The organism is Glycomyces sp. NPDC049804, assembly GCF_040674615.1.
GTDB lineage: Bacteria > Actinomycetota > Actinomycetes > Mycobacteriales > Micromonosporaceae > Glycomyces > Glycomyces niveus.
In genome coordinates this window covers 175855-196649 of record NZ_JBFAMQ010000007.1, presented here as the reverse complement: position 1 = coordinate 196649, position 20795 = coordinate 175855, and the positions used below count along the sequence as shown (strand labels likewise).

Here is a 20795-nt window from a genome sequence, read left to right as displayed (position 1 = left end):
GGCGAGCACCCCCGATTACTGCGTGTGGGGCATGGGTGCGACACCGGTCTGCCGCGAGCGCGCGGACGATGGGACCTGCTGGCGGCTACGGCCCCCGGGAGCCTGGGGTGTCGTGGTGCAGCGCCCCCGAACGCCAAGTGTGGGCCACGGGTACGACATCGGGCCGGGGCGCGAAGGCGTGGGCGTCGGGTGGGGCGGTTGGAAGGTCGGGCGGGAACGCGAAGCGGCCCTGAGGAACTGGGTTCCTCAGGGCCGCTTCGGTCAGTCAGTGCTTACCAGCGGTCGCGGCGTTCGCGGTCGCCGCGGAAGCCGCCGCGCTCGCCGCGGTCGTCGCCGCGGAAACCACCGCGGTTGCCGCGGTCGTCGCTGCGGAAGCCGCCACCGCGGTTGTCACGGTCACCATAGCTGCGACGCTCGCCGCTGAAGCCACCGCTGCGGTTGTCGCCGCGGAAGCCGCCACCGCGGTTGTCACGGTCGCCGTAGCTGCGACGCTCGCCGCCGCCGTAGCCGCCACCGCGGTTGTCGCGGTCGCCGTAGCCACCCCGGCCGCCGTCACGGTTGCCCTGGTAGCCGCCGCCCTCGCGGTTCCCGCGGTACCCACCGCGGTCGCCGCCCTCGCGGTTGCCCCGGTAGCCGCCACGGTCGCCGCCCTCGCGGTTCCCGCGGTAACCGCCACGGTCGCCGCCTTCACGGTTCCCGCGGTAACCACCGCGGTCGCCGCCCTGGCCGCGGTAGCCGCCGCCGCGGCGCTCGCCGCCGCTGCGGTCGTCACGCTCGCGGCGCGGGCCGCGGTCGTCACGGCGCTTGGACGGGCCTTCGACGATCTCGCGCTCGGCCTGCTCGCGCAGGCGGGTCGCCTCGGCGCGCAGGCCCTCGGCGTCCTCCTTCAGGCGCTCGATCTGGCGCTCGAGGCGCTTGATCTCCTCGTCGCTGCGGGCGGCCTGGTGCTCGGCCGAGACCGCGCGCAGGTCGGTGAAGTTCCGGGCGCCCATGAGCTTGGTGAGCTCGGCGTCGAAGTTGTCGTTGACGTAGTGGCGCTGAGCCTCGACGCCGGCGCGCTCGATGAGGCTGAACATGCTGCGGTTCTGGTGCGGCAGCACCAGGGTCGCCACGTGGCCGGACTGCCCGGCGCGGGCCGTGCGGCCGGCGCGGTGCAGGTAGTCCTTGTGGGTCTTGGGCGGGTCGACGTGGAGGACCATGTCGACGCCGTCCACGTGGATGCCGCGGGCAGCGACGTCCGTGCAGACCAGCGCGTCCAGGCGCCCGTTCTTGAAGCGGTCGAGGACCTTCGAGCGGTCCTGCTGCGACATGCCGCCGTGCAGGCCCTCGGCGTTGACGCCGGCCTCGCGCAGCTCCTCGGCGATGCGGTCGACCGCGAGCTGGGTGCGGACGAACACCATCGTCAGGCCCGGGCGGGACGCGACGGCGGCGGTCATCGTGGCCTTGTCGCGCGGGCCGATGAGCATCAGGTGGTGGGTCATGGTGGTGACCGAACCGGCCGGCGGGTCGACCGAGTGGACGACGGGCTCGGACAGGTACTTGCGGACGAGGACGTCGATCTCCTCTTCCAGCGTGGCCGAGAACAGCATGCGCTGGCCCCCGGTCGGCAGCTGGTCGAACAGCTCTTCGACCTCGGGCAGGAAGCCCATGTCGGCCATCTGGTCGGCCTCGTCGAGGATCGCCAGCTCGACGTCCTCGAGCGAGCACTCGCCGCGGCGGATCAGGTCGCGCAGGCGGCCCGGGGTGGCGACGAGCATGTCGACCCCGGCGCGGAGCGCGTCGATCTGGCGGTTGAACGCGGTGCCGCCGCAGACGACCTTCATGTCGATGCCGACGGCGTCGCCGAAGGTCTGCAGCGACTCGGCGACCTGGATGGCCAGTTCGCGGGTCGGGGTCAGGATGATCGCGCGGGGGCGCTTGGCCCTGGTGCGGCCGCCGGCGGCGAGGCGCGCCAGGGTCGGCAGGCCGAAGGCCAGGGTCTTGCCCGAGCCGGTCTGGCCGCGGCCGAGGATGTCGCGTCCGGCGATCGCGTCCGGGATCGTCGCGGCCTGGATCGGGAAGGGCGTGATGATGCCCTGCTCGGCCAGTGCGGCGGTGATCTTCTCGGGCAGGCCGAGCTCGTCGAAGGACGGGCCGGTGTAGACCGGGACCTCGTCGGCCTCGACGGTGAAGTCCGCGGGGATCTCCGCTTCGGCCGCAACGGCTTCGGCGGATTCGGCCGCGGGGGCCTCAGCGGTCTCGGCAGTGGTCTCGACGGTGCTGTCGACCGTGGCCGGGGCCTCGGCGGCGACGGCCTGCGCGTCGGTGGTTTCGGGGGTTTCAGGAGTTTCGAGTGCCATGTCGGATTCACTCATGGCAGCATCCGGCACAGTTTTGTCAAGGGTCATGGTTCGCCTTCCGCGAGAACGACTTCGTAAGTGACGCACGTTCCGCGGAGATTTGGTTCACCATGAGCCGACGGTGATGGGGCGGGACGCGCCTGATCGGGCCACTAAGAGGGCCAGCTAAGAACAATAGCCGACCGCGGAGGAGGCGCGCTACCTCCACGGCCGGCTTGTGCCTAGAGACACCATTTCGAGGCCGTATCCGATTCCCGGTGCGGCCTCGCGGTTCAGTCCTCGAACTTGCGCTGGAACTCGCCGCCGGCGTCGACGATCTCGTACCCGAGGGTGACGTTGATGTCGATCATCGGGGCGTTGACGTCGGCGTTGTCCGTCCAGATGGCGCGGATGTGCGGGAAGTTCTCGCGCACGAGGCGCAGGTTCACGATCTTGAGGAGCAGGCCGAGCCGGTGGCCGCGGTGGTCCTTGTCCACGATCGTGATGCCCTGGTAGGCGTCCGGGAACTCGCCGTCGTCGTGGATGAACACGCAGGTGTTGGCGACGACCTCGCCGGTGCCGCGGTAGCGGGCGACGGTCTGGACGAGCTTGAGGCCCATGGCCTCGTTGCGGTCGGCCCTGGCGTTCTTCAGTTCGGCGTCGATGGTCTCGGGTTCGAGCTCGAGTTCGCCGAGCGGGACCTCGGCGAGGATCGTGGAGTCGATGCGGGCCATCGTTTCGACGAGTTCCTCGGGGGTGCGCCCGATCCACGAGATGATCTCGTAGTCGTCGCCGGCGGCCGCCTGTGCCTTCTCCAGGAGGGCCTGCTCGGCGTCGGCGTCGAGGGCGTCCACGGCGCAGCGGCGGTTGATCCACTGCAGCGCGAGCTTGAACCCGTGCTTCTCGGCGAACAACTGCCCGGCCTTGGAGCGCTCCACACCGTCTTCCCAGGTCAGGTGCGTGTCGAGGGTGAGTTCGGTGCGGCCGCGCTCGCGCGCGTACGCGATGAAGTGGTCCACCAGCGCCGAGCCGATGCCCTGGCGGCGGTGGTCGGGATGGACGTTGATCCAGGCCCAGCCGAAATGCAGGTTGGCGCGGTTCGGCAGGCCGATGCCGAGGACGGCGACGACCTGGCCGTCGGCGACGGCGACGAAGTGGGCCTCGTCCTCGTCCGGCGGCGGGTAGCTGAGGCCGGCGACGAAGCTGGCCCGGTGGGGGGCGGGGTTCTCGGGGTGGTCGGCCGCGTGGGTGGCGCGCATGACGTCGAAGGCGCCGGAGACGAGATCGCCGTCCGCGGGGTCGAGTTCGATGATTTCCATGACGTCAGTGTGGACATCGGCGGTGATCCGGGGCAATCGAATTACGGTTCCCTCCCGGTCGGGCGGTGCGGCGGGCCGTCACCGGTCGATGCGGCGCTGGTAGATCGGGGTGTGCTCGACGGGGCGGTAGCCGAGGCGCTCGTTGACGGCGATCATGGGCGCGTTGACGTCGGCGTTGGCGGTCCACAGGTCCGCGACCTGCGGGAACTCCTGGCGGAGCTGGCGGAGGTTCGCGAGCTTGGCGAGCAGGCCGAGGCGGTGGCCGCGGTGGGCCGGGTCGACAATGGTGATGAGGACGTGGCCGTGGGCGGCGGCCGGGTCGTCGTAGACGTCGACGCGGGTGTGGGCGGCGACGGCTCCGGTGCCCTTGTGGACGGCGACGGTGTTGACGCCGGTCTTGCGGTGGGCGGCGGTGGCGGCCTCCTTGGCGCGCAGCCGCGCGGCGTCGACCTGTTCGGGCGCCATGCCGAGTCCGCCCATCGGCACCTCGCGCAGGACCATGGAGTCCATGCGGCACATGGGGATCAGGAGGTCGTCGGGGACGGGGCCGGTCCAGCCCCGCAGTTCGTAGTCGCCGGAGGCGGCGAGCGCTTCGTCCCAGAGTCCCGGCTCGGTTTCGGCGGGGGCGACGGGGACGCGGCGGCGGATGAGGTCGAGGGCGATGGCGAAGCCGTGCCGTTCGAGGAACCGCGCGCCGGCGTCGTCGCGGGCGGGGCCGCCTTCGATCGCGGTGATGGTGCTGAGCGCCAGGGTGTCTCGCTGCTCCTCGCGGCAGCGGTCGAGGGCGAAGTCGAGGAGGGCGGTGCCGTGGCCGCGGCGGCGGTGGGCGGGGTGGACGAGGAGCTGCCCCGTGACGCGCCTCGGTTCGGTGTCCTTGACCTCGGTTCTGAGGTGGCCGACGAGCGCGCCGTCTGCGGTGGCGGCGTAGTCGCGGGTCTCGTACCCGGTGGCGGGGTGCCGGATCGTCGCGGCGTACGAGGACTCGATGATCGGCTGGCCGCCGGGGGCGTCGGCGGCCCGCGTCAGGGCGGCCAGCGCGGCGAGTTCGTCGATGCGGGCGGCGTCGGTCGGGCCGACTTCCTGGATCTGCACGGCTCGAGTATGACTTCCATTGGGGCGCTGTGTGGTTCGGGCCGGGCTCGCGCCCGGCCCGACGGGTCAGACCTCGATGAGGCGGCGGTAGGAGACGCGGGCGTCGACGGGGCGGAAGCCGAGCTGGTCGTTGATGGCGACCATGTTGGCGTTCGTGTCGGCGTTGCCGGTCCAGACGGTGGTCACCGCGGGGTCGTGCGCGCGCAGCTGGCGGAGGTTCGCGAGCTTGGCGAGCAGGCCGAGGCGGTGGCCGCGGTGGGCCGGGTCGACGATGGTGATGGCCTGATCGGCATGCGCTTCGCCGGCGTGGGCGTAGATGATCGTGTTGGCCGCGACCTCGCCGGTGGCGCGGTGGACGGCGATGGTGCGGATGATGGTCTGGCCCTGGGCTTCGGCGCGCTCCTCGCGGGTGCGCACGAAGTCGGCGTCGACGGTGCGGGGGCGCAGGTCGACGTCGCCGAGGGGGATCTCGGCGAAGATCTGCGAGTCGATGCGGGCGAGGCCTTCGACGTACTGCTCGGGGCAGCGGCCGATCCAGGAGACGAGGTCGTAGTCGCCTGCGGCGCCGATGTTCTCGTCCCAGAGTCGTTGCTCCGCGGTGGTGTCGGCCCCGATCCGGAGGGCGCGGCCGATCTCGGTGAGCGCGGCGGTGAAACCGTGGCGCTCGAGGAATCTCGCGCCCGCGTCGGGGCGGCTCGGCCCGCCTTCGACGGCGGCCCAGACGGTGACGACGACTTCGCTGCGGCGCTCCTCGCGGGCGAGCCGCAGGAAGTGCTCGAGGAGCGCGGTGCCGATGCCGCGGCGGCGCCGGTCGGGGTCGACCGCGAGGTCGAGCTCGGCGAAGTGCGCGTTCTCCTTGTGCGGCAGGTAGACCCAGTGCTGGCCGAGGACCTTGCCGTCCTCGACCGCTGCGTAGCAGCGGAACTCGGAGTCGGGCGGCGGGTGCTCGAGCATCCCGGCGTAGCGGTCCTCGGGGATGGGCGGGTGCTCGGGGGTCTCGGCGGCCCGCACGGCCTCGAAGACCCCGTGGACCTGCCGCAGCAGGTCGCGGTCGGCGGGGAGGACGCGGTGGATCTCCGGTGTCACTGCGCCCCCGATCCCGGCGCCTCCAGCTTGCGCTGGTACTCGGCGTTGGCGTCGACCGTGGTGTAGTTCAGCAGCTCGTTGATGGCGATCATCGGGGCGTTGACGTCGGCGTTGTCGGTCCAGATGTACTCGACGTGCGGGAACCGCTCGCGGATCTGGCGCAGGTTCGCGAGCTTGAGGAGCAGGCCGAGGCGGTGGCCGCGGTGGCCGGGGTCGACGATCGTGATGGCCTGGTGGGCGTCGCGGTAGTCGCCTTCGTCGACGCCGACCTCGGTCCAGGCGACGATCTCGCCGGCGGCGTCGAGGGCGACGGAGTGGGCGATGACCCGTCCTTCGGCGGCGTAGACGGCTTCGCTGGCGCGCAGCTTCTCGGGGGTCACGTGCTCGATCTCCATCTCGATCTCGCCGAGGGGGATCTCGTTGATGATGGTGGTCTCCATGCGGCACATGGTCTCGAGGAGGTCGTCGGGGACGGGCCCGATCCACTGGCGCACCTCGTAGGCGTCGCCCGCGGCGGCCAGCGCCTTCGCGTACTCCTCGGCTTCGCGCTCGGCGCCGAGCGGGTCGACGGGGCTGCGGCGGTTGACCGTGGTGAGGGCCTTCTTGTAGCCGCGGTCCTCTAGGAGCCGCGCGTATTCCTCGTGGCGCTCAGGGCCGCCTTCCCAGTAGACGGGCGCGCCGGTGAGCACGGTGGTGCGCCCGTGCTCGGCGCAGACGCGCTCGACATGGTCGAGGAGGGCGCTGCCGATGCCGCGGCCGCGGTGGTCGGGGTGGACGGCGCCGAAGCGGACGATCGCGAGTTCGCGGTTCTCGTCGGTGAAGAAGGTGGTCCGGGTGTGGCCGAGCAGGGCGCCGTCCTCCACGTACGCGTACCAGTGGTTCTCGCGGCCGGGGAGGGCGTGGGTGAAGAGGGTCTTGAAGAACCGCTCGACGGGGGCCGGGTTCTCCGGGGTGTCAGCCTGGTGGGCGGCTGTCATGACGGCGAAGGCCTCTTCGATCAGTTCGCGGTCTTCGGCGCTGAATTCGTTGATTTTCACTGGGACAGTGTGCCCGGGGCGGTCCAGGGTCACAATCCGGTTTCGGTGAACGCCTCGGACCTGTCCGTTCGGTCAGGTGTAGCCGACCGTTCGTACGATGCGGATCGCTGCCCGTTTTCCCGTCTTGACGGGTATCTCCACTCCACTGCCCGCTCCATCTAGAACGGAACCGATCGTGACCGGATCGTCAGTCCCCCCAGGGGAACCGCCCGGGCCTCCCCTGCCGCCGCCCACGCGGCAGAGCGAGTTCGAGGACTTCGTGCGGGCCCGGTCCGGGGCGCTGTGCGCCTCGGCGTACCTGCTCACCGGCGACCGAGGGCTCGCCGAGGACCTGGTGCAGGACGCGCTGGCGCGCACCTGGCGGTCGTGGAAACGCCTGCACCGCACCGCGAACGCCGAGGCGTACACCCGCCGCACCATGTACCACCTGCATGTGAGCCGCTGGAGGCGCACGAAGGTCGCCGAGGTCTCGACCGAGGCCGTGCCCGAGCGCCCTGGCGACGAGCCGGACACGGCGCTGCGCCTGGCCGTGCACGCGGCCCTGCTCTCGCTGCCGGCGAAGCAGCGCGCCGCGATCGTGCTGCGCTACTTCGAGGACCAGACTGAGGCGTCGGCCGCCGCGATCCTCGACTGCCCCGTGACCACCTTGCGCGCCCGCGTGCAGCGCGGCCTGCGGCGGCTGCGCAACGGCTTCCCCGAGCTCGTGCTCGGCGGGGACCCGGGGACCCATCTCGCGCGCTGGGAGACCGAGTTCGCGAACGTGAGGGGAGAGGCCAATGCCTGACTCGATCCGCGAAGTGCTGCAAGGCATCGCAGAGGGCGGAGCGCCGGAGCGGGACCTCGCCGCGGGCGCGTACCGCAAGGCCCGGTCGATGGCGCGGCGGCGGCTCGCCGTCGCGGTCGCCGTGGTCGCCGGGCTGGCAGCGGCGGGCGGTGCGACCGCCGCCCTCGTCGACCGCGACCGCGCGGAGGAGCTGCCGCCGGCTGACGGCCCGACGGCGAGCGAGACGGCGACGCCGTCCGATCCGGAGACGACCGCGACGGAGACCGGGGCCGCCTGCAGCGTGCCTGAGGGCTGGTCCGGTTGGGGCCCTTCGGGTTCGATGGGCGACCTGACCGCCATTCCGGACGGGCTCGTGTTCGAGGTCAGCCAGGACGACATCTCGTCCGAACCGACGTTCTTCCGCTTCGAAGGCGAAGAGGGGAACGAGGTCCTGCGGGACGGCGAGTACCACATGGCGCCCGACGGGAACCGCTTCGCGGTCGGCGGCGCGGAGGCATGCGCCGGATCGCTCGCGTCCCTCACCGGCGACAACCTCGACGAGCTCGGGGTCTTCACGGTGCAGTGCGCCCCGTCCTGGTCCCCCGACTCCGACCGGGTGGTGCTCAACCTGGCCGACGCCGAGAGCACCGGCGCGTACCTGCTCGACGTGGCGACCGGCGAGGTCTCCACCGACCTGCCCGAGGAGGTCGGCTGCTCGCCGCGCTGGTCGGCCGACGGCGAGTACCTGGTCAGCTCGGACGGGTCGGTCGCGATGCGGCCGGACGGCAGCGGCCGGGTCGAGCTCGAAGGGGCGGCGGCGTGGAGCGGCGACGACGGGTTCACGGGCCTGTCGTCGATCTCGGCCGACCTCAGCCGGGCGTGCCTGCAGTACGACGACGAAGGGACCGCCGCGGCCGGGCACACCCGGGCGGCCCGCTGCGACCGGTACGTGGACACCGCGACCGGCGAGGTCCTGGACCTCCCGGTGGACGCCGGACAGCCCAACGCGGTGTTCCTGGCGGACGGCTCGATGATCGTGTGCGACGACCGGTACGGCGAGATCGTGGTCACCCTCGTCGACGCGGACGGCACGGTCCTCGACACCCGGACGCTCCCGGGCCAGGGCACGGGCGGGACGATCCTGCGGGGCTACTACACCACGCTGTAGGACCCGGGACGCATAGAAGCCGCTGTCCTTCGCTCGGAAGGGCAGCGGCTTCGGCCAGTCGGTTAGAGCGCGCGCAGGTTGGCGGCCTGTGGGCCCTTCTTGCCCTGCTCCACCTCGAACTCCACGCGCTGGTTCTCCTCCAGCGAGCGGTAGCCGCTCCCGGTGATCGCGGTGAAGTGAACGAAGATGTCGGGGCCGTTGTCATCGGGAGCGATGAAGCCGAAGCCCTTTTCGGAGTTGAACCACTTAACAGTGCCTTGCGCCATTACTGCGTTTCCTTGCTTTGATTTCCAGACCCCGCCGTCCGTCCGCGCCGGAAACCCGGCGCGGCCTGCGACAACGCGGCCTGTGTGTACTGCCATTGCTGGCCTTTCACCACTTCGGCGAAAAATACTCCGAACCGGCTTCTGCACCCTACAATACTCCGACCTCCTCGAACTGGGTCTTATACAGCTCGGCGTACGGGCCCCCGCGGGCCACGAGTTCCTCGTGGGTGCCCGACTCGGCGACCTTCCCCTCCTCGAGGACCACGATCGTGTCCGCCCGCCGCACCGTCGAGAGGCGGTGGGCGATGACCAGGGAGGTGCGGCCCTCGAGTGCGGAGTCGAGGGCGCGCTGGACGGCCGCCTCGGACTCGGAGTCCAGGTGGGCGGTGGCCTCGTCGAGGATGACGATCGGCGGGGCCTTGAGCAGGACCCGCGCGATCGCGAGGCGCTGCTTCTCGCCGCCGGAGAACCGGTAGCCGCGCTCGCCGACGACCGTGTCGAGCCCCGATTCGAGACGGCGCACGGTGTCGCCGATCTGGGCCCGGTCCAGGGCCTCCCAGATGTCCGCGTCGGTCGCCTCGGGGCGGGCGTACTGGAGGTTCGCGCGCACCGTGTCGTGGAAGAGGTGCGCGTCCTGGGTGACCATGCCGATGTGCGCGGCGAGCGAGGCGGCCTTGAGGTCGCGCACGTCGACGCCGCCGACCTCGACCGCGCCCTCGGTGACGTCGTAGAGGCGCGGCACCAGGGTCGCCGTGGTCGTCTTGCCCGCGCCCGAGTGGCCGACGAGCGCCACGAGCTGCCCCGGCGCGACCTCGAAGGAGACGCCGTCGAGGATCTGGCGGCCGTTGTCGGACCGGTCGGGCCGGGCCAGGTCCTCCAGGCTCGCCAGGGAGACCTCGTCCGCGCCCGGGTAGCGGAACCGCACGTCGCGGAAGGCGATCGACGCGGCCTCGGCGGGGAGCTCCCGGGCGTCCTCCTTCTCGCGGATGAGCGGCTGCAGGTCCAGGACCTCGAAGACGCGCTGGAAGCTCACCAGCGCGCTCATCACGTCGACGCGCACGTTCGACAGGGCGGTGAGCGGGCCGTACAGGCGCGTCAGCAGCAGCGCGAGGGTCACGACGGTGCCGGCGCTGAGCTGCCCGGCGAACACGAGCGCGCCGCCCAGACCGTACGCGAGGGCCTGCGAGAGGCCCGCGACGAGGGTGAGCGCGACGATGAAGGTGCGGGCGTACATCGCGGTGGTGATGCCGATGCCGCGCACCCGGTCGGCCTTCTCGGCGAACTCCGAGGACTCGGTCGCGGGGCGGCCGAAGAGCTTCACGAGCATCGCGCCGCCCACGTTGAACCGCTCGGCCATCTGCGTGTTCATGGCCGCGTTCAAGTCGAAGCCCTCCTTCGTGAGCGCCGCGAGCTTGCGGCCGACCCACTTGGCGGGCACCAGGAACACCGGCACGAGCACGAGCGAGAGCAGCGTGATCTGCCAGGACTGGAAGAACATGACGCCGATGATGAGCGCGACCGCGATGCCGTTCGAGACGAGCCCGGAGAGGGTGCTCGTGAAGGCGCGCTGCGCGCCCATCACGTCGTTGTTCAGGCGGGAGACGAGCGCGCCGGTCTGGGAGCGGGTGAAGAACGCGACCGGCATCGACTGCACATGGTCGAACACGACCCGCCGCAGGTCGAAGATGATGCCCTCACCGAGCTTCGCGCCGTACCAGCGCATGGCGAGGTTGAGGAGTCCTTCGACCGCGGCAAGGCCGGCGATGACGGCGGCGATCGTGACGACGCCGCGCTGCGTGCCGTCAGGACCGGTGAGCTCGTTGACGATGTCGCCGGCGAGGACCGGGGTGGCGACGCCGATCGCGGCGATGAGCGTCACGAGCGCGATGAAGAGCCCGATGTCGCGCCGGTACGGCTTCGCGAAGCGGATGATGCGGCGCTTGACGCCGCGGGAGAGTTTGACGCCTTTGAGGTCGTCCGCGCGCCGCATGGAGCGCATCGCGTCCCATCCGGCAGGTCCCATCGATGACACCGGGCCTCCTGTGTTCAGGTGTGCCCAAGTGCGTCGTCGGCCGCGCTCGTCGTCCGCCTGCGAAGCGGAGAGCGGGATGGGCTTGGGCTTGCTGCTGTCTCGTCGACACCGTCAACGCCCGGCCCGGCCCGGTTTATTTCCGCGGCCCCTTGCGGGCGCCTCCCCGGGTGCGCAGTTCGGTGCCGGACTCGGCCAGGAGCCGGTGCACGAAGCCGTAGGAACGCCCTATGGTGGAGGCGATGTCCCTGATGCTCTGCCCTTTCTCGTACTCGACGCTCACGAACTCGGTGAGCTCTCGGCGCTCGTCGCCTCTCACCTGGCGGTTCGGGTCGGTCCTGGCGGACTCGGCCGCGGGGAGGCCGGGAACACCACTGCTGCGGGGTGGAACCTCTGGTGCCATGTGTCCTTTCCTATGCACGGAGGGTAATGAAGGTGCGTTGTGAAGTTTGCCGGAGTTTTCTCGCCCGGCGGTCGCTTGTGTCGGATACCCGATAGTTTCGTAACGTGACCGCACCGCAGAGCTCCTACACCGACCGGGTCGACGCCGTCGACGCCCTCGCCCCGGCCCGGCAGCGCCATGGGCGGCTGCGCGACATCGGCATCTGGATCACGCTGCTGGTGGCGACCCTGACGCTCGCGTCGGTCGCGGTCGAGACCTCGTCCGAAGTGGTCGGACCCTCGACGCTGCCCTGGTGGCCCGCGCAGAACTTGACGTTCCATGTCACGGTCGGCATGGTGGTCGCCCCGCTGACGGCCGCCGCGGTCCTCGCGGTCGCCTCGCGGCCCGCGGCGGCGCGCATGTCCTGGAACACGCTCCTGGTGCTCTCCTACCTGGCCTCGATCACCTGGGCCGGGGCCCTGCACACCAATGTGGACCCCACGACGATGACGACGGCGACCGCCGGCGCCCGGCAGGCGATCGCGCTCCTCGTGTCGTACACCGGATCGCAGGCGGGCCTGGCGATCACGGTCGTCGCGATCTCCTGCCTCTCGGTGCCGCTGACGCTCGTCGCGGTCAAGTCCGTGGCCGGACCCGTTGCGGCGCGGGCGCTCTCGCCGGTGCTCATCCTCGGGCCGTGGGCGGCCTGGACGACGCTCGGCATCGACGGGATCTCCGCGGCGGCGTGCGCGGCCGTGCTCGCTTGCGGCGCTGTCGTCTCGGAGCGGAGGGTCCGGGGCGCGGACGCGTTCTGGGGCGCGGCGGCCGCGGGCGGCCTGCTCGGGATCGCGGCCCTCTTGTCGTACGGGGCCGCGTGGTTCGCGGTCTCGCTGCTGGCCGTCTTCTTCGCGCGGCGGCGCTCTTCGCAGATCCTGGTCGCAGCCGGTGCGGCGCTGGCCGTTCTGGGTCTGGCCGCGGCCCTGGGGAACTCGTGGCCGTACGGGCTCGTCGACACCTACAACGCGGCGATCGGCGAGATCGCGGCGCACCCGGGTCAGCTGTGGTGGCTCGCGCTCATGCCCGCGCTGGTGTGCGTGGCGTGCGGCCCGGCGATCATCGAGAGCCTGCGGCGCTTCGGATCGAGCGCGGCGTGGCCGCTGATGATCGGGCCGCTCATGGCCCTGATGATCGCGCCGCTGAGCGGATCGAACCCGGAGCAGCCCGAGTACGGCTGGATCGCCTTGTGCCCCTGGCTCATCGTGGCCGCGACCGCCCCCCGCATCCACGGCCTGCGCGCCCCGCTCGGCTTCGAGCGGAGCAAGCGCTCCGTGCGGGTGCCGCTGGTGACCGCGGGAGCGGGCGCCTGCGCGGCGATCGTGCTCATGTACTCCGGCTGAGCGCGGCGCTCACGCCAGCTCGACGAGCTCCATCAGGTCGTCGGACCACAGGTCCTCGTCGCCGTCGGGCAGCAGGATCGCGCGCTCGGGACGCAGCGCCTCGACCGCGCCCGGGTCGTGCGTGACCATCACGATCGCGCCGCTGAACCCGTCGACCGCGTCGAGCACCTGCTGGCGGCTCGCCGGGTCGAGGTTGTTCGTGGGCTCGTCGAGCAGCAGCACGTTCGCGCCCGAGCACACCAGGCTCGCCAGCGCCAGCCGCGTCTTCTCCCCGCCCGAGAGCACGTGGACGGGCTTGTGCACGTCGTCGCCGGGGAACAGGAACGCGCCCAGGATCTTCCGCAGGTCCGCGTCCGGCAGGTCCGCGCCCGAGTCGGAGGCGGCCGACTGCATCTGCTCGAGCACCGTTCCGGTGTGGTCGAGCGTGTCGTGCTCCTGCGCGAAGTAGCCGATGCGCAGGCCGTGGCCGGGCTCGACCTGGCCCGTGTCGGGTTCGAGCGTCCCGGCGAGCATCCGCAGCAGCGTGGTCTTGCCCGCGCCGTTGAGCCCGAGGATGACCACGCGGGAGCCGCGGTCGATGGCGAGGTCGACGCCGGTGAAGATCTCGAGCGAGCCGTAGGACTTCGACAGGCCCGTGGCGGTGAGCGGGACCTTGCCGCACGGGGCGGGCTGCGGGAGGCGCACGTCGGCGACCTTCTCCTGCAGCAGGTCCTCTTCGAGGTTGTCGAGCATCTCCTCGGCGCGGCGCAGCATGCCCTTGGCGGCCTTGGCCTTCGTGGCCTTGGCGCCGAGCTTCGCGGCCTGCTTGGTGAGGGTCGCGGCCTTCTTCTCGGCGTTGGCGCGCTCGCGGCGGCGGCGCTCGGCGTCCTCGGCGCGCTGGCGCTGGTAGGCCTTCCAGCCGAGGTTGTACGCGTCGATCACCGAACGGGTGGGGTCGAGGAACCACACCTTGTTGACGACCTCGTCGAGGAGGTCGACGTCGTGGGTGATGAGGACGAGGCCGCCCTTGTGCCCGGCGAGGAAGCCGCGGAGCCAGTTGATGGAGTCGGCGTCGAGGTGGTTGGTGGGCTCGTCGAGGAGGAGGATGCCGTCGCCGTCGTCGGAGAAGAGGATGCGGGCGAGCTCGACGCGGCGCCGCTGGCCGCCGGAGAGGGTGGAGAGCGGCTGGGCGAGGATGCGGTCCTCGAGGCCGAGGTTGGAGCAGATGCGGGCGGCCTCGGCCTCGGCGGCGTAGCCGCCGCGGGCGGAGAACTGCTCTTCGAGGCGCGAGTAGCGGTTGACGAGCTTGTCGCGCTTGGCGTCGTCGGCGACCTCGGCGAGGGCGGCCTCGGTCTTGGCGAGGTCGGCGAGGAGCTGGTCGAGGCCGCGGGCGGAGAGCACGCGGTTGGACGCGGTCTGGGTGAGGTCGGCGAAGCGCGGGTCCTGCGGGAGGTACCCGAACGGGCCGTTGCTCTCGATCTTGCCGGTGTACGGCTGGGTGAGGCCCGCGAGGACGTTCATGGTGGTGGTCTTGCCGGCGCCGTTGCGTCCGACGAGGCCGATCCTGTCGCCGGGCTGGATCCGCAGATCGGCCCCGGACAGGAGGATGCGCGAACCGGCGCGCAGCTCGAGACCGGTGGCGGTGATCATGGGGCACTCCTAAAACGGCGATGGCGGGCCGATTGGCCGCAGACTCACCAAGTTTAGGCGGAGTCGTGGGTCACGGTCGCGTTGATATCGGCCGAGCCGGATTGATTCGTAAGGAACCGGCCACTTTGTGTGACCGATCTCAGCCTTTCGGTGGAAGGGACGCCGCCGGGCGTGCACAGTTCGCCCGAAATGGAACCAGTTCGGGCGTTGTATCGCCTGGTCACAGACCAATAGTCCAAATCATCCCATGTAGGTTTCCGTCCCTATGGAGACACCTCAGGAATCCACCGCACACCAGAGCGGCTCGCTGACGGGCCGTCGACTGAAGTCACTGATCCGCCGAGGCCGAGAGCGGGGCGAAGCCCTGATCCGCCGAGGCCGTCGCGAAGCGCTGATCCAGCTCGCCCGGATCCGTCGCGACCATCACCGTCCGCGTCTCGCGAAGGCGGGCCTCGGACTGGCCGTCCTCGTGGGCGTGGGGCTCGCCTCCGCCGTCGGGCAGCACGCCGCGGCGCAGGCCGCCGGAGCCCAGGTCGGCGAGAGCCAGACCGTGGTCCAAGGCGACTGGGCGGTCGACACCGTGCTCGCGGACATGTCCGCCGCCGCGAAGGCCGAGAAGGAGAAGGCGGCGGCCGAGAAGGCCGCCGCGGAAGCCGCGGCGGCCGAAGCCGCGAGGCTGGCGGCGCTGCCGTGGACGCTCCCCTCCGACGCGCGCATCACCTCGTACTACGGGATGCGCGACGGCCGACTGCACGGCGGCACCGACTTCGGCGATTTCGAGGGCGAGGAGATCTGGTCCGTCGGCGAAGGCACCGTGACGTACGTCGGCTTCGAGCCCGGCGGCTACGGCAACGTGGTCTACATCGACCACGGCAACGGCGTCCAGACCCGGTACGCCCACGCGTCCAAGGTCCTGGTGAAGGTCGGCGACAAGGTCGGCAAGGGCGAGACCGTGATCCTCGCCGGCAACACCGGCGGCTCGCGAGGTCCGCACCTGCACTTCGAGGTGCTCATCGGCGGCAAGAAGGTCGACTCGCTCGCCTGGCTCGAGAAGCAGGGCCTCAACCCGGGCTGACACGGACTACACAACTGGGATGGGCGGCGGCCCCGGGGATCCCCCGGGGCCGCCGTCGTGCCCGAGGTGCCGGGTTCGCAGCCGCGCATCCGCGACTACCTGGCGAAACAACGCGAACACTCTCGGTGAGACACCTCCTCTTTTCGTAGGAGAAGCGGCTGACCCGAGGTGCCGACCTCTGCCGCAAGAGGACCACTTCGAGCGTTGTATCGCCTGGTCATGGGCTTGTTGTCCAATTCGGGTCTGTTAAGTTTCCCCGCGCTATGGGCAAACATGACGACACCAGCGAATCCGCTGGCAGAGAAATGACCAGCCGCCGGCTCAAGGCCATGCTCCGGCGCCGCCGCATCCGTCGCGAACGCCACAGCTGGCGTTTCGTGAACCTCGGGCTCGCCGCCGCGATCATCGTCGGTTCCGGCCTCGCGGCCCTCTCCGGGCAGCACGCCGCGGCGCAGGCCGCCGACGCCGAGGCGCAGCAGAACGACACGGTCGTGCAGGCCGACTGGCAGGTCGACTCCGTCCTGGCCGGGATGCGGGCCGAGTGGGCCGCCGAGCAGGCGGCGCGCGAGAAGGCCGCCGAAGAGGCCGAGAAGCAGGCCGCCGAAGAGGCGGCCAAGAAGGCCGCCGAGGAGGAGGCCGCGCGCCTCGCCGCGGAGGAGGCCGAGCGGCTGGCCGCTGAAGAGGCCGAGCGCGCCGCCGCAGAGGCGGAGGCCGCCGCCAACCCGTGGTCCGCTCCCACCGATGCGCGCATCACCTCGTACTACGGGATGCGCGACGGCCGGCTCCACGGCGGCACCGACTTCGGCAGCAACCAGGGCGACCCGATCTCGGTTGTCGGCGCCGGCACCGTGACCTACGTCGGCTACGAGGCCGGCGGCTACGGCAACGTGGTCTACGTCGACCACGGCGACGGCATCGAGACCCGCTACGCGCACGCCTCCGAGGTGCTCGTCAGCGTCGGCGACGAGGTCGCCGAGGGGGACACCATCATCCTGACCGGCAGCACCGGCAACTCGACCGGCCCGCACCTCCACTTCGAGGTGCTGCTGAACGGCGAGAAGGTCGACTCCCTCGCGTGGCTCCAAGAGCAGGGCGTGGACGTCGGCTGAGCCGAACGACTTTTCTCTCTCCTTACAAGTGAATACAGTGCGGCGGCCCCGGGGCACGGCGAAGCTTGCGAGCCGTGAATGCGAACAGCATCTCCCCGGGGCCGCCTTGCCGTCTCGCCCTAGCGCAGCGTCAGCTGCGGTTCGATGAGGGTGGACTCGGGGACGTCGAGGCCGTCGAGCTTGCGCATGAGGTGGCGCACGGCGGTCTCGGCCAAGGTCTCGGCCGGGACGAGCACCGAGGGCAGCTGCGGGTGGGTACGCTCGGCGACCTCGTCGGGGCCGATCACGACGACATGGAAGTCCTCCCCCACGCGCTTGCCCGCGTCCGCCAAGGCGTGCATGACATGACCGACGGCGGGCTCGTTGTGGACGGCGAGGCCCGTGAGCTCCGGCTTGGACGTGAGCAGCTCCTTGACGGTGCGCTGCACGGAGGCCGGGTCGTCGGGGCAGGGCCAGACCTCGGCCCGGGACCCGGCGCGGTGGAGGAAGCCTTCGCGCACCCGCTCGGCGAAGCCGGTGCGGCGCGCGTAGACCGCCTCGGAGGCGCCGAGCAGCGCGACGTCGCCGCAGCCGCGGTCCACGAGGTACCTCGCGCACATCCGGCCGGCCGCCTCGAAGTCCAGGTCGACGCAGGTGAGGCCCTCGGCGTCCGCCGGGAACCCGATGAGGACGCTCGGGAGTCCCAAGCGCCGCAGGGCCTCCACGCGCGGGTCGCGCACCTCGACGTCCATGAGGATCAGACCGTCCACTATGGCTGAAGCGGCGACGCGGGCGAGCCCGGCCGGCCCTTCGTCGGCGGTCATGAGCAGCACGTCCTGGTCATGGCGGCGGGCCTCGGTGACCGCACCCGACGCGAACTGCATGAGCACCGGCAGGTGCATGCCGTCGCGCAGCGGGAGCATCATCGCCACGACCCCCGCCCGCCGCGAGGCGAGCGACCGCGCCCCGGCGTGCGGGTGGTAGCCGAGGTCGGCCACGGCCGCCATGACGCGGTCGGCCGTCTCCGGGGAGATCGACCGCTTCCCGCTCAGCACATAGGAGACGGTGCTGGCGGCGACGCCGGCCCGCGCCGCCACATCGGCGATCGTGACGCCCCGGCCGGCCACTACCGCTCCCCGCCGAAGGTCAGCGTCGAGAGGCGCACCGGCCCGGACTCGAACGTCACGTACAGGTCCTTGACGCCCTCGACGCCCCCGAGCTCGACCGTGACGTCCGCGTAGTCGTAGACGCCGGCGGTCGCCGGGGTGTCGATCTTGGCGAGCACGTCGCCGTCGAGCGGGTCGTCCACGCGCAGGGTCAGCTGCGAGGCCTGGCCCGCGACCCGCGCGGTCACCGTGGCGTAGCCCGGTTCGCTGTGCCCATGTTCGGCTCCGCCGAAGTCGCAGTCGCCGAGCATGATCCAGCCGCCCGCCTCCTCGGCGGCGATCACGTCGCCGGAGGTGCGGTTCTCGTCGCGCCACAGCACGCCCTCGTAGAGGTCGTTCGCGGTGGCGGCCAAAGGCTTCGAGAGGTCGCGGGCGCCCACGGTCTCGCCGTCGACGCGCACCGAGGCGGACAGGACGATGTCCGTGGCGGAGCGGCCGACCATGAGGCGCTGGCGGGACTTCTCGACGATCATGCGCCCGGTCACGTTGTCCCAGTGGGCGAGTTCGTCCACGGGCACGGTGAAAGCGACGGTGCGGGTCTCGCCCGCGGCGAGGCGGACCTTCTCGAAGCGGCGCAGCTGGCGCAGCGGCTGCTTCACGCGGGAGCCGCACTGGTGCGTGTAGAGCTGCACCACCTCGACGCCGTCGCGGTCGCCGGCGTTGGTGACCTCGACGGTCACGGCGAACTCGTCGCCCGCCCCGGCGTGCTCCTTGTCGGCCTTCAGGTTCGCGTACTTGAACTCGGTGTAGGACAGGCCGTGGCCGAACGGGTAGAGCGGCTGGCCGAGGTAGTAGAGGTAGGTCGCGTCGGAGGCCACGATGTCGTAGTCGAGCATCGCGGGCAGCTCGGCCGCGTCGGTGTACCAGGTCTGCGGGAGCCGGCCCTCGGGGTCGCGGTCGCCGTACAGGACGTCGGCGAGCGCGTTGCCCCACTCCTGGCCCCCGTGGCCCGACCACACCACCGCGGGCACGTGCTTGGCGGCCCAGTTCGCGGCATAGGGGTACGAGGAGGACATGACCAGGATCGTATTCGGGTTGGCGGCGTGGACGTGGCGCAGGAGCCACTCCTGGGCGTCGGCGAGGCGGAGGTCGGTGCGGTCCTCGGTCTCGCGGCCGTTGACCAGCGGGTGGTCGCCGAGGACGGCGATCACGACGTCGGCGTCCCGGGCGGCCTCGACGGCGGCCTCGTGGCCCTTGACCACGAACTCGAAGTCGAACTCGGCGGCTTCGGCGCGGTCGGCGCTGAGGACGACGCGGCCGTCCTCGATGGCGAACCACTTGCCGGCCTCGGCGCCCTCGGCGCGGTGGATCTGCTGGACGGCGACCTTGCCGCCTTCGAGCTCGACGATGCGGAAGGTCTCGTGCACGTCGAACTCGTGCGGTCCGACCGAGTCGGCGCCCACGGTGCCGTCGAGGCGGCCGTCCACGTACCTGCCGGTGGCGACGTTGCGGGCGGTGTAGGACCAGCCGCCCCAGTCGAAGAGGTCGAACTGGGCGGCCGCGCCGGTCGTGTCGGTGATGTCGATGGCCTTGCCGTCCTCGACGGCGGTGGCGTAACCGGTCTTGTGGCGCAGGCGGATGCGGGAGACGCCCTCGCAGTGGACGACCTCGGCGCGCTCGGCGAGGGCCTGGCGGGCGGTGACGGCGTACGGGAGCGTCCCGGAGTACCAGTCCTGCATCTGGGTGTCCGCGAGCGGGCCGATGACGGCGATCTTCTTGGGCGCCTTGAGCGGCAGGATGCCGTCGTTCTTGAGCAGGGTGATCGACTGGGCGGCGGCCTCGCGGGCGAGGGCCTGGTGCTCGGGCGAGTTGACGACCTCGTCGCCGATGTGCGCGTACGGGTCCTCGGGGTCGAACTCGCCGAGGCCGAAGCGCACGTGGAGGTTGCGGCGCACGGCCGTGTCGATGTCGGCCTCGTCGAGCAGGCCGCGCTCGAGGGCGGTCTCGACGTGGACGAGGACGTCGCGGGAGCGCTCATCGTCCTGGGTGAACGAGTCGAGGCCGGCCTTGACGGCGGCGGCGTACGCGGTCGGGAGGTCCTCGAAGTACCCCTGGAGGATGGCGAGGTTGTTGGGCGCGTAAGCGTCCGAGACGATGAAGACCTCTTCGTCGGTCCAGGTGCGCAGCTCGTCGTTCACCAGGGGCGTGACGTGCGCGGGGCGGCCGTTGACCAGGTTGTAGGAGAGCATGACCGCGACGGCGTCGCCGCTCGCCAGTGCCGGGCGGTGGGCGGCGAACTCGTATTCGCGGAGGACGCGCGGCGGCATGTTCGAAGAGGTCTCGCAGCGGTCGGCCTCGTTGCCGTACGCCAGGAAGTGCTTGACGGACGGCGCGGTCTTCCACACGGCGCCGTTGTCGCCCTTGAGGCCCCGCGCGTAGGCGGCGCCCATGAGGCCGGTCATGCCGGCGTCCTCGGAGTAGCCCTCCTCGTTGCGGCCCCAGCGGGGGTCGCGCAGCGGGTTCACGGTGGGTGCCCACACGTTGCGGCCGACCTTGACCGGGTCGTTGTGGTTGAAGGCGAGCACCTCGTCGGCGACGGCGGCGCCGACCTGCTCCACGAGCTCCGGGTTCCAGGTCGCGCCGAGGGCGACCACCTGCGGGAAGACGGTGGCCTCGCCGAGCCACGCGAGGCCGTGGAGCGCTTCGGTCCCGGTCTTGAACGGGCCCATGCCGAGGCGTTCGACCGGGCGGTGGTACTGGTGCAGGAGGCCGATCTTCTCGTCGAGCGTGAGGCGCGAGAGCAGGTCGGCGACGCGCTCGGCGCGCGGCAGGTTCGGGTCGCGGAAGGCGGGACGCAGGTCGGTGTCGCTCATGGGTGGACTTCCTTTTGGACGTCGCTGTCGTGTGAAGGGCCATGTCGTTGCAGAGCTCTGTCGAAGCGCTTCGATGACCGAGGCTTCACGGCCTGGTTCTGAAACAGGAAATTGTCTTGTCGAAGCGCTTCGATTGAGGATGCAAGATTTCTACACCCCGGCTTCGG

The 20795-nt window shown here is 71.2% G+C and carries 16 protein-coding genes; 5 read left to right on the top strand and 11 right to left on the bottom strand.

Features of this window, described 5'->3' with window-relative positions; all coding sequences use genetic code 11:
• Nucleotides 1–272: 272 nt before the first annotated feature.
• From AB0K52_RS13860 to AB0K52_RS13840, 5 genes are all read right to left on the bottom strand, one after another.
• Nucleotides 273–2354 carry a DEAD/DEAH box helicase gene (locus tag AB0K52_RS13860; protein ID WP_363531038.1) on the bottom strand — a complete coding sequence of 694 codons (2082 nt, stop codon included), beginning with the start codon at nt 2352–2354 and terminating at the stop codon, nt 273–275.
• Between the two features lie 257 nt (nt 2355–2611).
• Nucleotides 2612–3637, bottom strand: a complete 1026-nt coding sequence (locus tag AB0K52_RS13855) for a GNAT family N-acetyltransferase (RefSeq protein ID WP_363531035.1) — start codon at nt 3635–3637, stop codon at nt 2612–2614.
• A 78-nt stretch (nt 3638–3715) separates the two neighbouring features.
• Complete coding sequence (locus AB0K52_RS13850) at nt 3716–4729, bottom strand: GNAT family N-acetyltransferase (protein ID WP_363531032.1); 1014 nt, start codon at nt 4727–4729, stop codon at nt 3716–3718.
• A 66-nt stretch (nt 4730–4795) separates the two neighbouring features.
• Nucleotides 4796–5815 (bottom strand): GNAT family N-acetyltransferase, encoded by a 1020-nt coding sequence (locus AB0K52_RS13845; RefSeq protein ID WP_363531029.1) that lies wholly within the window; start codon nt 5813–5815, stop codon nt 4796–4798.
• On the bottom strand, nt 5812–6852 hold the full coding sequence (locus AB0K52_RS13840) for a GNAT family N-acetyltransferase (protein WP_363531026.1): 1041 nt from the start codon (nt 6850–6852) through the stop codon (nt 5812–5814). The genes AB0K52_RS13845 and AB0K52_RS13840 overlap by 4 nt, the downstream gene beginning before the upstream one ends.
• 175 nt (nt 6853–7027) lie before the next feature.
• Here AB0K52_RS13840 and AB0K52_RS13835 point away from each other — a divergent pair, with 175 nt between their 5' ends.
• Together AB0K52_RS13835 and AB0K52_RS13830 are read left to right on the top strand one after the other, a co-directional pair.
• The gene (locus tag AB0K52_RS13835) at nt 7028–7636 is read left to right on the top strand and encodes a SigE family RNA polymerase sigma factor (protein WP_363531023.1); all 609 of its coding nucleotides are present in this window, start codon (nt 7028–7030) and stop codon (nt 7634–7636) included.
• Complete coding sequence (locus tag AB0K52_RS13830; RefSeq protein ID WP_363531020.1) at nt 7629–8783, top strand: hypothetical protein; 1155 nt, start codon at nt 7629–7631, stop codon at nt 8781–8783. The genes AB0K52_RS13835 and AB0K52_RS13830 overlap by 8 nt, the downstream gene beginning before the upstream one ends.
• Before the next feature lie 62 nt (nt 8784–8845).
• Here AB0K52_RS13830 and AB0K52_RS13825 read toward each other — a convergent pair whose 3' ends face one another.
• From AB0K52_RS13825 to AB0K52_RS13815, 3 genes are all read right to left on the bottom strand, one after another.
• Entirely contained in the window at nt 8846–9049 is a 204-nt protein-coding gene (locus tag AB0K52_RS13825) for a cold-shock protein (RefSeq protein WP_208498324.1), read from the bottom strand.
• A 148-nt stretch (nt 9050–9197) separates the two neighbouring features.
• Entirely contained in the window at nt 9198–11072 is a 1875-nt protein-coding gene (locus AB0K52_RS13820; RefSeq protein WP_363531016.1) for an ABC transporter ATP-binding protein, read from the bottom strand.
• 142 nt (nt 11073–11214) lie between these two features.
• The gene (locus AB0K52_RS13815; RefSeq protein ID WP_363531013.1) at nt 11215–11481 is read right to left on the bottom strand and encodes a helix-turn-helix domain-containing protein; all 267 of its coding nucleotides are present in this window, start codon (nt 11479–11481) and stop codon (nt 11215–11217) included.
• A 104-nt stretch (nt 11482–11585) separates the two neighbouring features.
• On the opposite strand from AB0K52_RS13815, the gene AB0K52_RS13810 reads away from it, so the two are divergent.
• Entirely contained in the window at nt 11586–12857 is a 1272-nt protein-coding gene (locus AB0K52_RS13810) for a hypothetical protein (RefSeq protein ID WP_363531010.1), read from the top strand.
• Nucleotides 12858–12866: 9 nt separating this feature from the next.
• Here AB0K52_RS13810 and AB0K52_RS13805 read toward each other — a convergent pair whose 3' ends face one another.
• The gene (locus tag AB0K52_RS13805; RefSeq protein WP_208498320.1) at nt 12867–14486 is read right to left on the bottom strand and encodes an ABC-F family ATP-binding cassette domain-containing protein; all 1620 of its coding nucleotides are present in this window, start codon (nt 14484–14486) and stop codon (nt 12867–12869) included.
• A gap of 265 nt (nt 14487–14751) precedes the next feature.
• Between AB0K52_RS13805 and AB0K52_RS13800 the strand changes: the two genes are divergently transcribed.
• Both AB0K52_RS13800 and AB0K52_RS13795 read left to right on the top strand, forming a co-directional pair.
• Nucleotides 14752–15561 (top strand): M23 family metallopeptidase, encoded by an 810-nt coding sequence (locus AB0K52_RS13800; RefSeq protein ID WP_363531007.1) that lies wholly within the window; start codon nt 14752–14754, stop codon nt 15559–15561.
• A 263-nt stretch (nt 15562–15824) separates the two neighbouring features.
• Nucleotides 15825–16670, top strand: a complete 846-nt coding sequence (locus AB0K52_RS13795) for a M23 family metallopeptidase (RefSeq protein WP_363531005.1) — start codon at nt 15825–15827, stop codon at nt 16668–16670.
• A gap of 119 nt (nt 16671–16789) precedes the next feature.
• Here AB0K52_RS13795 and AB0K52_RS13790 read toward each other — a convergent pair whose 3' ends face one another.
• Entirely contained in the window at nt 16790–17776 is a 987-nt protein-coding gene (locus tag AB0K52_RS13790) for a LacI family DNA-binding transcriptional regulator (RefSeq protein ID WP_363531002.1), read from the bottom strand.
• Entirely contained in the window at nt 17776–20628 is a 2853-nt protein-coding gene (locus AB0K52_RS13785; protein WP_363530999.1) for a glycoside hydrolase family 3 C-terminal domain-containing protein, read from the bottom strand. The genes AB0K52_RS13790 and AB0K52_RS13785 overlap by 1 nt, the downstream gene beginning before the upstream one ends.
• Between the last annotated feature and the right edge of the window lie 167 nt (nt 20629–20795).

What these genes read in the sequence shown, in the direction of transcription:
- AB0K52_RS13785 (WP_363530999.1), bottom strand. Translation starts at nt 20,628, where the DNA reads ATGAGCGACACCGACCTGCGTCCCGCCTTCCGCGACCCGAACCTGCCG.
- AB0K52_RS13825 (WP_208498324.1), bottom strand. Translation starts at nt 9,049, where the DNA reads ATGGCGCAAGGCACTGTTAAGTGGTTCAACTCCGAAAAGGGCTTCGGC.
- AB0K52_RS13830 (WP_363531020.1), top strand. Translation starts at nt 7,629, where the DNA reads ATGCCTGACTCGATCCGCGAAGTGCTGCAAGGCATCGCAGAGGGCGGA.
- AB0K52_RS13860 (WP_363531038.1), bottom strand. Translation starts at nt 2,354, where the DNA reads ATGAGTGAATCCGACATGGCACTCGAAACTCCTGAAACCCCCGAAACC.
- AB0K52_RS13800 (WP_363531007.1), top strand. Translation starts at nt 14,752, where the DNA reads ATGGAGACACCTCAGGAATCCACCGCACACCAGAGCGGCTCGCTGACG.
- AB0K52_RS13815 (WP_363531013.1), bottom strand. Translation starts at nt 11,481, where the DNA reads ATGGCACCAGAGGTTCCACCCCGCAGCAGTGGTGTTCCCGGCCTCCCC.
- AB0K52_RS13805 (WP_208498320.1), bottom strand. Translation starts at nt 14,486, where the DNA reads ATGATCACCGCCACCGGTCTCGAGCTGCGCGCCGGTTCGCGCATCCTC.
- AB0K52_RS13795 (WP_363531005.1), top strand. Translation starts at nt 15,825, where the DNA reads ATGGGCAAACATGACGACACCAGCGAATCCGCTGGCAGAGAAATGACC.
- AB0K52_RS13820 (WP_363531016.1), bottom strand. Translation starts at nt 11,072, where the DNA reads ATGGGACCTGCCGGATGGGACGCGATGCGCTCCATGCGGCGCGCGGAC.
- AB0K52_RS13855 (WP_363531035.1), bottom strand. Translation starts at nt 3,637, where the DNA reads ATGGAAATCATCGAACTCGACCCCGCGGACGGCGATCTCGTCTCCGGC.